The sequence below is a fragment of the Loigolactobacillus rennini DSM 20253 genome (assembly GCF_001436505.1).
GTDB classification, from domain to species: Bacteria; Bacillota; Bacilli; order Lactobacillales; family Lactobacillaceae; genus Loigolactobacillus; species Loigolactobacillus rennini.
Genome location: NZ_AYYI01000022.1, coordinates 14,501 through 27,393, shown reverse-complemented (window position 1 = coordinate 27,393; position 12,893 = coordinate 14,501). Strand labels below are relative to the sequence as shown.

Below are 12,893 nucleotides of genomic sequence, written 5' to 3'. Positions count from 1 at the left end.
CTTTACCCGATTGGCAAAGCAAGCAATAACTAATTCTTAATGAAAAAGCGCATTTGATTAATCTTGATAGTCATCCAATAAATATACCATGTCCGCATCAGTTGGCACTAACTTCACATAACGCTGTAACGCTGCTTTTGCTTCAGCACGCATTCCTTGATCACGGAAAAAAGTGACTAATTCTTTCAAAAAACGTGGTTCTGCTTTAAACGTCGGGTAAGCCAGTAAATAATTTTCGCGGGCAGACTGGCTTTGCCCTAAAACAGCAGCTGAACGCGCAAAATTCCAGTAAGCTTGTGGATCCACATCGCCTTGTGCTAATGCAGGCTTTAATAAGGCCTCATTTTTTTCGTGCCATTCTAATTTCAAATATAAATTACTTAATCGTACTAAAGCCTGCATATTTTCCGGATCAATTTCCAGTAATTGTTTCAAATACTTTTCCGCGGTTTGCGCATCGTCTAATTTAAGGGCAATAGTTGCACCTTTACCAAATAACACCTCATTGTACTGATCGATCTTTAAACCAGCTTGAACAGTGCGCAAAGCGGCTTCTAATTGATGATCAGCTTCAAGCGCATCAGCATAAGGCGGATAAACAGAACTGTATTGCGGATCTTGTTCCACTAGTTTTTCAAAATGTTCAATTGCTCGCGAATAATCTTTTAACTGCAGGGCAATAAAACCCGCTTGAAATAAGGTATTACTATCCATTTCCGCAATTGGAATCTGCGCTAAACAGTCTTGAGCCTGCTCAAATTTACCGCTGTTAGCATAAGCGACGCCTAAACGTTGCGTCAAATTAACCTGAGCAATTTTAGTTTCACCTGCGGCCAACAATGCTTCATAATGCACACTGGCTTTTTGAAACTCACCGCTGTCAAAATAAAATTCAGCTAACGCAAAGCTAATAATCGGTTCGTCTGGAAATAAGCGCCGTGCAGTTAATAACTTTTGCTCACTTACCTCGTATAAACCTTGTTGTTGATATAAATCAGCACTAACCAATAAACTTTGGGCATAGGCAGGGGAATCTGGTTTAATGGCAAGTAAGTAATCCAATGCTTCATCAATGTGGCCATCACTGATTGCAATATCCGCTAAAGTGGTCCGGATCTCATCTTCATCTGGGTATTGTTGCAGTAATTGTTGATACACCTTGCGCGCCTGATGTAAAAATCCTAAAGCATATAAATTCTCACCCAAACTATATAATGTTTGGGCATCATCCTGTTGTAATGACTGTTTAAATGCCGCATCTGCTTGTTTTAATTGGCCTAATTGTAAAGCCGTTAACATCTTTTTTGCGTAACTCACCGAATTGCCACCTCCAAGTAACAGCTTACCATTTTAGCATAATTAACCTGATTATTTAACCCATCAGCTTCTGAGTCCGTTCGTACTAATTTAGGGTATAAAAAAACTAGCAACCGAAATTGCTAGTTCATCTGCGTTTCTTTATTTAACAGCATCTTTTAATGCTTTACCAGGCTTGAAGGCTGGTACTTTGCTTGCTGGAATTTGAATTTCAGCACCTGTTTGTGGGTTACGGCCTTTACGGGCAGCACGGTCACGAACTTCAAAGTTACCAAAACCAATCAATTGAACCTTTTCGCCTTTTGCTAATGTATCCTGGATTGAACCAAAAACAGCATCAACAGCAGCTGTTGCATCTTTTTTCTTCAAACCAGTTTGGTTAGCAACATTTTCGATTAATTCAGCTTTGTTTGCCATAATGAATGTCACCTCCTGAGCAACAATTAGACCACAGTCTAATGTAAAGTGAGTACTATCAACGTGATAGCAAGGAAATAATGGGGTTTACCACCATTTCTGAATCAAAGATATCATAGGAACGCCTTGATAGCAAGGATTTTTCGGTTTTTTAAGCGCTTTTGCCGTAAAAAACCCAGAATATGAGAAAATCTTCATAAAACCACTAGTGCCAAGGGTAGTAAATCTTTTATCATTTACGCCGCCGTACAATAAGTCGTAACGGTGTGCCAGTAAAATCAAAGGCTTGCCGCAACTGATTTTCGAGGAAGCGCTGATAAGAAAAATGCATTAAATCCGGTTCGTTAACAAACACAATAAACGTCGGCGGCTTAACCGCCACTTGCGTCATGTAATAAATCCGCAGCCTTTTACCGCTGGACGACGGGGTTGGGTTAGCCGCAATTGCATCCAGTAAAACATTATTCAAAACCGATGATTTAACCCGATAATTTTGATTGGCACTAACCTGCTCAATTAAAGGTGGAATTTGCGCCAATCGTTGCTGTGTTTTGGCAGAGACAAAGAGCACCGGTGCGTAATCTAAATAGGCAAAGTGAGTTTTAATTGCCCCTTTAAAATCACTTAGGGAATGATTATTTTTTTTCAATGCGTCCCATTTGTTGACTACAATGATAATTCCTTTACCCGCATCGTGCGCATAACCGGCAATGTGCTTATCCTGCTCACGGATACCTTCTTCAGCATTGAGCACCACCAAAATGACATTCGAGCGATCAATTGCCGACATTGCCCGTAAAACGCTGTATTTTTCAGCATTTTCATAAGCTCGGCCACGCTTACGTAAGCCAGCCGTGTCGATCATATTAAATTCCGTCCCAGTTGCACTTACAAACTGTGTATCTACTGCATCACGGGTGGTTCCCGCAACACTGGACACAATCACACGGTTCTCACCTAAAATGGCATTGACTAAAGAAGACTTCCCAACATTAGGCCGTCCAATTAGACTGAAGCGAATCCGGCTATCATCTTCAGGCTGCTCATCAGCTGGAAAATGGGCCACAATGGCATCCAGCAAATCACCAACTCCGATACCATGAACGCCAGAAATGCCGATCGGTTCACCAAAACCTAAGGCGTAAAAATCATAAATATCTTGCCGTAATTCCTGATTATCAACCTTATTAACTGCTAAGACAACTGGCTTTTTCGCTCGGTATAAAATTTGTGCAATGTTTTCGTCCGCATCCGTAACACTTTCACGCACACTAGTAACAAACACAATCACATCTGCTTCATCAATGGCGATTTCTGCCTGTTCTCTAATTTGTTCAATAAACGGTTGATCGTCAATTTCAATACCACCGGTATCAATTAAATTAAATTGGTGCCCGACCCATTCTGCATGAGTATAGATCCGATCACGGGTTACACCTGGTGCATCATCAACAATTGAGACACGCTGTCCTGCAATTCGATTAAAAACTGTTGATTTACCAACATTAGGCCTGCCTACGATTGCAACAACTGGTTTTGCCATTTTATCGCCTACCTTTCATTACTTTGTTTTAGACGGCAAAGAAAAAGAGATTGGTACTAGCCAATCCCTTTTTAAATACCACATAAACAGCTTATTTCTTGTCTTGATCAGTACTGTGTTTTAATTCATTACCCACAATATCACCTAATGTAAAGCCGCCTTCATCGTCATCATCCTGATAGTTGGAATGATTATTTTGATAATTGCTGGTTTCTGATTTCGAAGCAGAACGGTTTTCATCGCCATCTGGCTTAGGTGTCAAGGCTTTGATTGATAGTGCTAGCCGATGTGCTTCAGGATTAACACTCAAGACTTTCACTTTAATATCTTGCCCTTCAGAAAGTACCTCATTAGGTGTCGCAATGTGTTGATGAGAGATTTGTGAAATGTGAACTAAACCTTCAACGCCAGGGAAGACTTCCACAAAGGCACCAAAAGTCGTCAAGCGTTTAACTTTACCTTCAAGGGTTGAACCAACTGGTGCTTTTTCTTCAATATCCGTCCAAGGTTCTGGTAAAGTTGCTTTAATGGACAAGGAAATCCGTTCACGTTCAGGATCAACTGATAAGACTTTCACCTTAATCTTTTCGCCCACTTTAAGCACATCTGATGGTTTTTCTACACGTTCAAATGAAATTTCGGAAACGTGAACCAAACCGTCAATACCACCTAAATCAACAAACGCACCAAAAGAAGTCAAACGTGCAATTGTTCCTTCAACTGTATCGCCAGCCTTTAAGGTCGCTAAAACATGTTGCCATTGTTCAGCCTTTTGTGCTTCAACAATTGCCCGGTGCGATAAAATTAAGCGGTTTTCGCTAGGTTCAATTTCAATAATTTTTAATTCTAATGTTTTGCCTTTATAAGCACTTAGATCTTCAACAAAATGATCTTCAATCATTGAAGCCGGAATAAAGCCACGGACACCAGCATCAACCACTAAGCCACCTTTAACCACTTGGGTAACCGGTGCTGTAATGTTTTCACCAGCATTAAATTTGTCTTGAATTTTTGCCCAAACTTTACGAGCTTCTAATCGCCGTTTTGATAATAGGTAACTACCATTTTCTTTGTCTTTACCAATTGTTGAAATCACGACTAAATCTAAAACGTCGCCAACTTTAGCAACTGCGTTAATATCTGATACTGGCTGACTGGCTAATTCTTTAATTGGAACAACACCCTCAACCCCAGTGCCTTGAATACCAACGATTAATTGCTTATCGTCGTCAATCGCTAAGACTTCACCTTTCACAATGTCACCGACTTTTACTTCATGTACACTATTTAAAGCGTCAGCCATGGCATTTTTATTTTCAACTTGGTTTGCATTATCTTCGCTCATGCCAAAATCCTCCTTAACAGCTTGAAACTACAACTTCCATTTTATAGTAAAATGACTTGAATTGCTAGAAAAAGCTGCCATTATTTATGATCTTTCTGTTTTTCATTAGTAATTGCAATAATTTTCGCAACTACTTGATCAATTGATAGCGCTGTCGTATCTACTCTAACTGCATCTTTCGCCTGAGTCAATGGGGAAACTTTACGTGTGGAATCTTTTTGATCCCGAATCTCAATTTCTTTTTGAAGTGTTGCTAAAGGTGTATCAATTCCCTTATGCACATTTTCTTGATAACGACGCCGTGCTCGTTCAGCAACACTGGCAACCAAAAATATTTTCACTTGTGCTTGTGGTAGCACTGCCGTACCAATATCGCGGCCATCCATCACAATACTGCCTTGTTGTGCAATTTGTTGTTGCTGCCGCACTAATTGACGTCGAACACCAGCCAGAGCTGCCACAGTTGACACGTTATTTGTCACTTCAGGCTGTCGAATAGCTTGAGTCACTTCTTGCTCGCCGATAAAAACCCGTTGCTGAGGACTACCTGGTTTAAATTGAATTTGCAGCGTTTTTAAAATCGCCAAAACGGCTGATTCATCAGTTAAATTAACTTTAGCGCGTAAGGCAGCCAAGGTCAATGCACGATACATTGCGCCAGTATCACAATAAGTATAATGGAGCTGTTTAGCTACTTGTTTAGCCACCGTACTTTTACCAGCAGATGCCGGTCCATCAATCGCAATCTGTAAGCCTACTGTCATAAATTGAACCCCTTATTTAAAAAATCGAGATTGCGGCAAAGGCCCCAATCTCCCGTTGCTTAATTTAATTATTTAACGCGGAGACGCTGTCCAGGTGCAAGCGTACTATTACTTGAAAGACCATTTAGTTGACGTAATTCTTGCACCGTCAAGCCGTTATTGGCAGCAACCCGGTAGATTCCCTGCCCGGCTTTAACTGTCACATAAGTTGCATCTGAACTGGCACTTTCACTACTAGCTTCACTGCTACTTTCGGCCGTCGACTCACTTGCAGAACTTGCTGTATCTGATTCTGCTTGACTAGTTGAATTAGCTGACGCTGCCGAACTTTCACTGCTAGTTTCGCTGCTTTCATGTTTGGCTGCTTTTTTGTGCGATTGGCTAACAGCAGCCAGCTGTGATGATGACTCGCTAGAACTAGAAGTTTCTGTGGCAACCGGCCGATTCATTTGATTTTGCCAAATCGTCCAAGCGCCCACTGGCAGTGCCGCAAGTACCAACAATGCTATAGTTAAAGTGGTGACAAATAAGGCGTTGCTTTTGTCCTTACGGTGCACCTCTGTGCGCGATAAATGGCCCTTTTCGTCGCGTTCATCCTCGAACTTCGCTGCCCAGGGCTTATCGTCTACCGTTTTTTTTGTGTGCTTTTGCTCACGTTCTCGTTTACTCATCGATGCTCCTTCTTGCTCACAAAAAAAGTTGTTTGACAGGAAATAAGCTAGTGAATCACTAGTTAGTGAGCAATTAACGATAAGACTTCCTGTTAAACCTTCAGCAAATATTGTAACATAATCTGCCTTAAATTTCTTTAAGTTTCAGTTAAAGCAAAGGTGTGTTGCCTAAAATTGCCGCCAAACGTTTTTGCCAAGTGGCATAAACAGTATGTGACTGAGGATGTGTCATCTGCTGTAAACCTAAACGAGCCAAATTAGGCGGTTGGCTAGCATCACAGCAAGTTTCATCATGGGATACCACCTTTGAGTCAGCAAAATAAGTCAAAATAAATTGCCGTTTACACCCAGGATTCTGTAAAAATGCCAACATCGTCCGTAATGCTAGTAGCTTCTCGTGCCGCCGCTGATCAAATAATTTTAAAACTGTGGTGACACTTTGTTGCTGTTGCCGATAAAATTTCAATAACTCGATAGCGGGAACTTGCGCCGCAGCAAATTGTCCCGGATGTGCAAAGTAACGTTTAATCAAAGTAGCATCCGGCAGGCCATTAATTTGTAAATTTGCTTGCAATTGAAAGTCTTGCTGCGTATACAATAAAATCGCAATGCTCTGCTGGCCATCCCGACCAGCTCGACCGATTTCTTGTAAATAACTTTCTAAACTGCCTGGTAGGTGATAATGAATCACAAACCGAACATCTGCTTTATCAATTCCCATGCCAAATGCACTAGTTGCACAAATAATGGCTAATTTACCTTGCATAAACTGTTGTTGAATGGCAAATCGGTCCTGGCTAGTTAAATCACCATGATAAAATGCCACCTGCGTAGTCACTTGCTGCTGCAATAAGGCAGCAATTTCCTCTGCCTTTTGGCGACTGGAAAAATAAATGATCCCAGGTCGTTTTAATTGGCAGCATAATTCAATTAGTCGCTGCTTTTTTTCAGTTTCATCCGCTAACGCTTCACTGGCTAAATAGATATTGCGCCGGTCAACTGAATGTATGATCTGCCGCGTTTTAGTTGGGTCTAGCCCTAACTTGGCTAAAATATCCGCCTGTACCCGTTGCGTTGCAGTAGCCGTCATCGCTAAAGTAGTAGCTGGCTGAATAGCTTCTCGCAGTGAGCTTAACAGTAAGTAATCCGGTCGGAAATCAATACCCCATTGTGAAATACAGTGGGCTTCGTCAATGACTAATAAAGCGACTGATGCTTGTTTTAATAACCGTTGAATCCGCCTTTGATTAGCCATTTCCGGCGATAAAAAAATGAATTTATAATCAGCAAAATGTGCTAAGCTTTGGCGTCGCGTCAAAGGATCAAGAGCAGAAGTCAATGCTAATACCCGCTTTTCACCTAAATACTGCAATTGTGCAACCTGATCTTGAATTAATGAAAGTAGCGGCGAAATCACCACTACCTGCCCAGAAACCAAGTAACCAGGCAGTTGATAACACAGTGATTTGCCACTACCAGTTGGTAAAATAGCAAAAGTATCTTGACCAGCTAAAACCGAACGAATCACACTTTCTTGGCCAGTTTTAAATTTAGTATAGCCAAAATGCTGTTTTAACGTCTGTTGTAATTTTGCAGAATCAATCATGTGCTTTCCTCTTTTGAATTTGGAATAAGCGGTAGTCAAAAAAGCTTAGGTCAGTTGCTGCTAATTGACTAAATTTCCAAGTTGCAAGCGGCTGATCAGCAAAAATTGTAGTCAGCTGCCGCCGGGTTGACGCAGTAAGATAATGATCAAAAGGAAAATCCGGTAATAAAATAGCGGCTTCTAATAAATGCTCCTTTAGCGTATTTTGTTTAATTCGGCGTTGACGACTGATTTCGGTTAAAGATAAACCTTGCTGACACAGAGTCATTGTCTGAGCAGCACTTGTTCCTAAAGGACCAGTTGCTAAAGGTTGCCAAAGACTTGTCAATAAAGGAAATTGTTCTGGCGCAGCTGTGACTTGTTGTAAGAACCAATGCACCGTATCTTGCCGCACCAATTCGCCCGTTAAGCTCGACCAAGCAAACCAGTGGTCAGCCTGTTGTGTGCTAGCTGGCTGTACTTGATGTCCCAATAGAAACTGACTGTAATAATCAGCTTGCCATTGTGGCAACGTTGCGAACAATAAATACCATTCTTGGTGTAACTGTGATACAAGAGTTTGCGCATTTTGTTGTCGCAGCCAATTTTTTACAGCTTGTTGTGTCGACCAAGCAACCGCCAGCGGAAAATAATGACGATTATGTTTTTTCAATTCTGAACTGGCTTGGGTAACTAAAAATAATCTTGCTATGAATTCACGGCTATTTTGAAACTTCAAACCGGCATAATGTTGTGGCAAAAATAATTGCTTGTTAGCCGCTACTTTTGCTTTTTGACCAGCCACCGTCAAACGTGCTTGACGTCCTTGCTGTGCAATCAAACCAGCTTCAACTAACTGGCGCAATGCCTGCTCAAATTTTTCTGCCGGCAAATGTGGTAATAATTGGTATAATGATAACAGGCCGTAATCTAATCCCGCATAAAGGTTAGATACTGTGCGCCTACCCTTTAATAATGCTTTTAATGCTAAAGGGCGCCGCCATTGCTGCTGGTCAAACAAGATCAGCAAATAAAAATAATCAGCCATATTCTCACCTTAAGGAGTTTTATAATGTATTATTGTCGTGTTCAAAGAGAAGCTTGCATTGCTTGTGGTTTGTGTCAATTACATGCACCTCACTTATTCAATTATGATCATGCTGGCATCGCTTATTACCAGCCTGACCACAACCAGGGCAATCATCCGGTTCCTAGTCGTGAATTAGCTGCTTTTAAACAAGCACAGCGTGATTGTCCAACAGGCGCGATTAAACGCCAAAATAAGCCTTATTCAGTTGAATAACGCTTACCCATTCCGATATATTATTAGCGCAACTTACCAGTTTGCGCTAATTTTTTTAGCGCTGCAACTTCTTGGTGTTTCAGTGGCCGTGATTCACCAGCTGTTAGGCCCTCTGTAGTTAAAAACGCATACCGTTCTCGACTTAATTTATCGACGGGATAGCCTACCGCTTGCAACATATCGCGGACTTCATGATTCATCCCTTCATGAATGGTTAAACTGACAATCGCGGTATTTTTACGGTGATCGCTAGACAGCAGCTTTGCTTTAGCAGGTGCAGTCTTTTTAGCAGCTAAGCGAACCCCATGCTGCAGTTTTTTTAAAGCCATTTTATCCGGAATCCCGTTGACTTTAGCAACATAATTTTTTTCGATTTGGTAACGCGGATGGGTTAATAAGTTTGCCAGTTGCCCATCATTAGTTAAAATAATAAGTCCTGAGGTGTTGTAATCTAAGCGACCAACCGGGTAAAGCCGTTGTTGAATTTCAGGGAAGAAATCAACAACTGTTTTGCGACCTTTTTCATCGTGAACCGACGAAATGATTTGGCGTGGTTTATATAGCAGAAAATAGCGCTTAGCTTCTTTCATCAACGGAATACCATTAACTTCTACACGATCTTGGGCGCTGACTTTAGTGCCTAATTGCGTGATCACTTCACCGTTGACCCGGACCTTGCCACTACTGATTAGGCCTTCTGCTTTACGCCGTGACGTAACACCTGCCGCCGCAATGACTTTTTGTAATCTTTCCATTATGATTTTTCTTCCTTATCTTTTAAATGTGCTTCAAATTGTGCCAATAAATCTTGACCGGATTGTTCTTCACTAGCTGACGCTGTTTCTGGTGCTGTTAATGGCGGCAAGTCTGCTAAACTGGTCAAACCAAAATAATCCATGAAGAAATCACTGGTACCATATAAAATTGGGCGTCCCGGTGCATTTTTCCGTCCTTTTTCTTCAATTAATTGCCTTAACAATAAGCGCTGCAACGCACCACCGCTTTGCACACCACGAATTTCATCAATGGTAATCCGTGTCACTGGCTGCTGATACGCAATGATTGCCAGTGTTTCTAGTGAAGCTTGACTTAAGTCAGTAGTCAGGGGAGCTTCAAAATAGTGTTTAACGATGGTTGCATATTGCTTCTTAGTCACAAGTTTATACTGCTGGCCAAATTGAAATAGTGTTAGCCCACGCTGTTTATCCGCATTTAACTGTTCCTTAAAAGCGGTTAATGCCCGCTTAATGCTGGGGCGGGAGGCCGTTAATAGATCATCTAATTGATCCAAGCTGATACCATCATCACCCGCAACATACAATAGACTCTCTAATTCTGCTGTCAGGTTCATGCTTTTTCCTCTTTCAAGCTCACCGTAATCGGTGCTAAAGTTTGCGTTTGAAAACAAAAAATTTCTTTATTTTTCATTAATTCCAACACAGCCATAAACGTTGTGACGGTATCTTCAATTGATGGTTGTGCCGGTAATAAACGCGTAAAAAATAACCGCCGCTGAGCACTACCTTGCAGCGCCTGCTTAACTTGACCGATTTTTTGTGCAACAGTGACAGTTTCTCGCTTAACATTGTGTACTAACAACTGCTGTGGCTGCTGCCGTTGTAATAACTGATTGAGTGCAGCGGTTAGCGCACTTAATGAGATTGGTTGCTCTGGCATCGGTAATCGCTGTGCACTCGCCAACAAACTAGGTGATTTACTAAAATAAGCTTTACGTGCTTGTTCCTGCACTTTTAAGTTTGCCGCTGCTTTTTTATAAGTTTGATAAGTTAATAATTGTGAAACCAACTCAGTTCGCGGATCATCAGGAAATTCTGTGTCAGCCTCATCTTCTACAGACTCTGATGTTTGCGGCAATAACCACTGGCTTTTAATCCGCATTAACGTTGCCGCCATCACAAAATAATCTCCTGCAATATCGAGCTTTGAACGCTGCATTGAATGTAAATAAGCCATATACTGACTGGTAATCGCAACAATCGGAATATCGTAAATATTCATTTCCGAAACTTTAATCAAATGTAGCAACAAGTCAAGTGGGCCCTCAAACTTTGCCAATTTAACCGTTAAAGCCACTGGACTCATCCTTTTTATGGTGTTGCTCCCATTTACCTAAAAGCGCAGAAGTTGCAATCGTCCCCATCAATTTATCTTCTGGGTACAAAGCCGCCAATTCATCAAGTATTTTAAAACTATTACCTTCTTGTCGATCTGAAGGACTCAATGACAAATGTCGGACAATTAAGTAATCCTTATTCTGTTCAACACCCACAACACCAGCAATATTACCGGCAGCATTCTTCCAAAGCAATAATTGCCGGCCAGCTTCTGTTTGGTACCATTTTAATTCAGCTTTAAGGCGGGATACGTCATTCAAATCAGGAATAAAGGATAGTAGCCCCATCGCAATTTTTTCATAATCGGTTTTATACTTTAATAACATGCCAATCCTCCCAATCCTTGCCGTTTGCCTTTAATCACAATTACTCTATAATAACAATATTCTTACCAGAATGCTACTTGATTTACGCTTAAGCACGTGGATGGTAGCGATCATAAACTTCGCGTAAGTGCTTTTGACTAACATGCGTATAGATTTGCGTTGTCGAAATATCTGCGTGTCCCAATAGTTCTTGTACCACCCGTAAATCGGCACCATTTTCCAGTAGATGCGTCGCAAACGAATGCCGCAAAGTGTGGGGGGTAATATCTTTGTGAATGCCAGCTGCACGAACAATTTTTTTTAAATTTTTCCAGATACCCTGGCGAGTAAATGGCCGCCCATAGTGATTTAAAAATAAAATCGGGGCACTTTGGCCTGGTTTTAAAAAAGTGGGCCGACTACTGTCTAAATAACGATGAATCCATTTAATTGCCACATCGCCAATTGGCAACAGCCGTTCTTTATCACCCTTACCCAGCGTTTGAATCAAACCTAAGCTAAGGTGTAATTCATCCAACTTTAAATGCGTCAGCTCGCTCACCCGCAACCCCGTTGCATACATTACTTCTAAAATCGCCCGATCACGGATGCCAATGGCCGTTTTTGTGTCCGGCGTTGCCAATAATCGCGCCACCTCTGCTTGAGACAAGATCTGTGGCAATGCTTGCTGCCGTTTAGGCGAATCTACCTGTAGCATTGGATCAACCGAAATTTGTGCCGTCTCCAGTAAAAAACGGTAAAACTTACGTAAGCTTGAAACTAAACGAACAATGGTATTATTCGCCAATTTTTGTGTTTTTAATGTTGCCAAAAAATTGAGAATGACAAAATGATCTTGCGTAAATGCGGTTAGTTTTTGCTGTTGTAAATAAACCTTTAATTTATTGATATCCCGTTGGTAGCTGTTGATAGTGTTTTGGGACAAACCCTTTTCAACTAACAAATAACGCTGAAAATCAGCTACTTGTAACGACATTTGGTCCATTTTTCGTTGTGCTTGTTCAGTCATGAGTCCGCCTTTTCACGATTGCGCCGTTGACAGTCAGCACAGATACCTTGAAACGTTAATTTATGATCTTGCACATGAAAATGATACTGTTGCTCCACTAAACGTTCAACATCATGCAACAAGTCTTCGTGTACTTCTTGAATTTTACCGCATTGAACACATTGCAGATGATGATGAAAATGGTGTTTGGTACCTTCACGCCGTAAATCATACCGAATTAAGCCATCGGTAAAGCTGACTTTATTAACAATATTTAAATCTGTCAAAATTTCTAAAGTCCGATAAACTGTTGCTAAGCCAATATCTGGTGTATTCTCCTTCACCAATAAATAAATTTCCTCAGCACTTAAATGCCCTGCCTCATTTTGCAATAATGAAACAACGGTGGCTTCCCGCTGTGGCGTTAACTTGAAACCAGCTTGATGTAATTGTGCTTTAATCCTTTTAACATATGCTTGATCAACCATCTGACTCCCCC

The 12,893-nt window shown here is 41.2% G+C and carries 15 protein-coding genes; 1 reads left to right on the top strand and 14 read right to left on the bottom strand.

Translation table 11 applies throughout. The annotated features are described in order from the left end of the window. Positions 1–57 precede the first annotated feature (57 nt). The 8 genes from FC24_RS03580 to FC24_RS03545 form a co-directional block, all read right to left on the bottom strand. Positions 58–1,317: a tetratricopeptide repeat protein gene (locus FC24_RS03580; protein WP_191980372.1), complete on the bottom strand. Its 1,260-nt coding sequence runs from the start codon at positions 1,315–1,317 to the stop codon at positions 58–60. 141 nt (positions 1,318–1,458) lie between these two features. Further along, a complete protein-coding gene (locus FC24_RS03575) occupies positions 1,459–1,734 on the bottom strand; it encodes an HU family DNA-binding protein (protein WP_057873505.1) in 276 nt (91 codons plus the stop codon). 232 nt (positions 1,735–1,966) lie between these two features. After that, complete coding sequence (gene der, locus FC24_RS03570; protein WP_057873504.1) at positions 1,967–3,277, bottom strand: ribosome biogenesis GTPase Der; 1,311 nt, start codon at positions 3,275–3,277, stop codon at positions 1,967–1,969. A gap of 91 nt (positions 3,278–3,368) precedes the next feature. Then, positions 3,369–4,622 carry a 30S ribosomal protein S1 gene (gene rpsA / locus FC24_RS03565; protein WP_057873503.1) on the bottom strand — a complete coding sequence of 418 codons (1,254 nt, stop codon included), beginning with the start codon at positions 4,620–4,622 and terminating at the stop codon, positions 3,369–3,371. Positions 4,623–4,702: 80 nt separating this feature from the next. After that, the gene (gene cmk, locus FC24_RS03560) at positions 4,703–5,386 is read right to left on the bottom strand and encodes a (d)CMP kinase (protein WP_057873502.1); all 684 of its coding nucleotides are present in this window, start codon (positions 5,384–5,386) and stop codon (positions 4,703–4,705) included. Between the two features lie 68 nt (positions 5,387–5,454). Next, on the bottom strand, positions 5,455–6,057 hold the full coding sequence (locus FC24_RS03555) for an SAG1386/EF1546 family surface-associated protein (protein WP_057873501.1): 603 nt from the start codon (positions 6,055–6,057) through the stop codon (positions 5,455–5,457). Positions 6,058–6,205: 148 nt separating this feature from the next. Continuing rightward, a complete protein-coding gene (locus FC24_RS03550; protein WP_057873500.1) occupies positions 6,206–7,663 on the bottom strand; it encodes a RecQ family ATP-dependent DNA helicase in 1,458 nt (485 codons plus the stop codon). Further along, on the bottom strand, positions 7,656–8,690 hold the full coding sequence (locus tag FC24_RS03545) for a helix-turn-helix domain-containing protein (protein WP_057873499.1): 1,035 nt from the start codon (positions 8,688–8,690) through the stop codon (positions 7,656–7,658). The genes FC24_RS03550 and FC24_RS03545 overlap by 8 nt, the downstream gene beginning before the upstream one ends. Positions 8,691–8,711: 21 nt before the next feature. Between FC24_RS03545 and FC24_RS03540 the strand changes: the two genes are divergently transcribed. Then, positions 8,712–8,945 carry a ferredoxin gene (locus FC24_RS03540; RefSeq protein WP_191980373.1) on the top strand — a complete coding sequence of 78 codons (234 nt, stop codon included), beginning with the start codon at positions 8,712–8,714 and terminating at the stop codon, positions 8,943–8,945. A 23-nt stretch (positions 8,946–8,968) separates the two neighbouring features. Here FC24_RS03540 and FC24_RS03535 read toward each other — a convergent pair whose 3' ends face one another. The 6 genes from FC24_RS03535 to fur form a co-directional block, all read right to left on the bottom strand. Beyond that, positions 8,969–9,700, bottom strand: a complete 732-nt coding sequence (locus tag FC24_RS03535) for a pseudouridine synthase (protein WP_057873497.1) — start codon at positions 9,698–9,700, stop codon at positions 8,969–8,971. After that, positions 9,700–10,290, bottom strand: a complete 591-nt coding sequence (scpB, locus tag FC24_RS03530) for an SMC-Scp complex subunit ScpB (protein ID WP_420805249.1) — start codon at positions 10,288–10,290, stop codon at positions 9,700–9,702. The genes FC24_RS03535 and scpB overlap by 1 nt, the downstream gene beginning before the upstream one ends. A 2-nt stretch (positions 10,291–10,292) precedes the next feature. Then, positions 10,293–11,048 carry a segregation and condensation protein A gene (locus tag FC24_RS03525; RefSeq protein ID WP_235807307.1) on the bottom strand — a complete coding sequence of 252 codons (756 nt, stop codon included), beginning with the start codon at positions 11,046–11,048 and terminating at the stop codon, positions 10,293–10,295. Beyond that, entirely contained in the window at positions 11,023–11,406 is a 384-nt protein-coding gene (locus FC24_RS03520; RefSeq protein WP_057873494.1) for a hypothetical protein, read from the bottom strand. Before FC24_RS03520 ends, FC24_RS03525 begins: the two co-directional genes overlap by 26 nt. Positions 11,407–11,494: 88 nt before the next feature. Then, on the bottom strand, positions 11,495–12,382 hold the full coding sequence (gene xerD, locus FC24_RS03515; protein WP_057873535.1) for a site-specific tyrosine recombinase XerD: 888 nt from the start codon (positions 12,380–12,382) through the stop codon (positions 11,495–11,497). Between the two features lie 29 nt (positions 12,383–12,411). Then, positions 12,412–12,882 carry a ferric iron uptake transcriptional regulator gene (fur, locus tag FC24_RS03510; RefSeq protein ID WP_057873493.1) on the bottom strand — a complete coding sequence of 157 codons (471 nt, stop codon included), beginning with the start codon at positions 12,880–12,882 and terminating at the stop codon, positions 12,412–12,414. Positions 12,883–12,893 lie beyond the last annotated feature (11 nt).

Coding starts and splice junctions, on each gene's coding strand:
- FC24_RS03575 (WP_057873505.1), bottom strand. CDS start 1,734: ATGGCAAACAAAGCTGAATTAATCGAAAATGTTGCTAACCAAACTGGT.
- der (WP_057873504.1), bottom strand. CDS start 3,277: ATGGCAAAACCAGTTGTTGCAATCGTAGGCAGGCCTAATGTTGGTAAA.
- rpsA (WP_057873503.1), bottom strand. CDS start 4,622: ATGAGCGAAGATAATGCAAACCAAGTTGAAAATAAAAATGCCATGGCT.
- cmk (WP_057873502.1), bottom strand. CDS start 5,386: ATGACAGTAGGCTTACAGATTGCGATTGATGGACCGGCATCTGCTGGT.
- FC24_RS03555 (WP_057873501.1), bottom strand. CDS start 6,057: ATGAGTAAACGAGAACGTGAGCAAAAGCACACAAAAAAAACGGTAGAC.
- FC24_RS03550 (WP_057873500.1), bottom strand. CDS start 7,663: ATGATTGATTCTGCAAAATTACAACAGACGTTAAAACAGCATTTTGGC.
- FC24_RS03545 (WP_057873499.1), bottom strand. CDS start 8,690: ATGGCTGATTATTTTTATTTGCTGATCTTGTTTGACCAGCAGCAATGG.
- FC24_RS03535 (WP_057873497.1), bottom strand. CDS start 9,700: ATGGAAAGATTACAAAAAGTCATTGCGGCGGCAGGTGTTACGTCACGG.
- FC24_RS03525 (WP_235807307.1), bottom strand. CDS start 11,048: ATGAGTCCAGTGGCTTTAACGGTTAAATTGGCAAAGTTTGAGGGCCCA.
- FC24_RS03520 (WP_057873494.1), bottom strand. CDS start 11,406: ATGTTATTAAAGTATAAAACCGATTATGAAAAAATTGCGATGGGGCTA.
- xerD (WP_057873535.1), bottom strand. CDS start 12,382: ATGTCGTTACAAGTAGCTGATTTTCAGCGTTATTTGTTAGTTGAAAAG.
- fur (WP_057873493.1), bottom strand. CDS start 12,882: ATGGTTGATCAAGCATATGTTAAAAGGATTAAAGCACAATTACATCAA.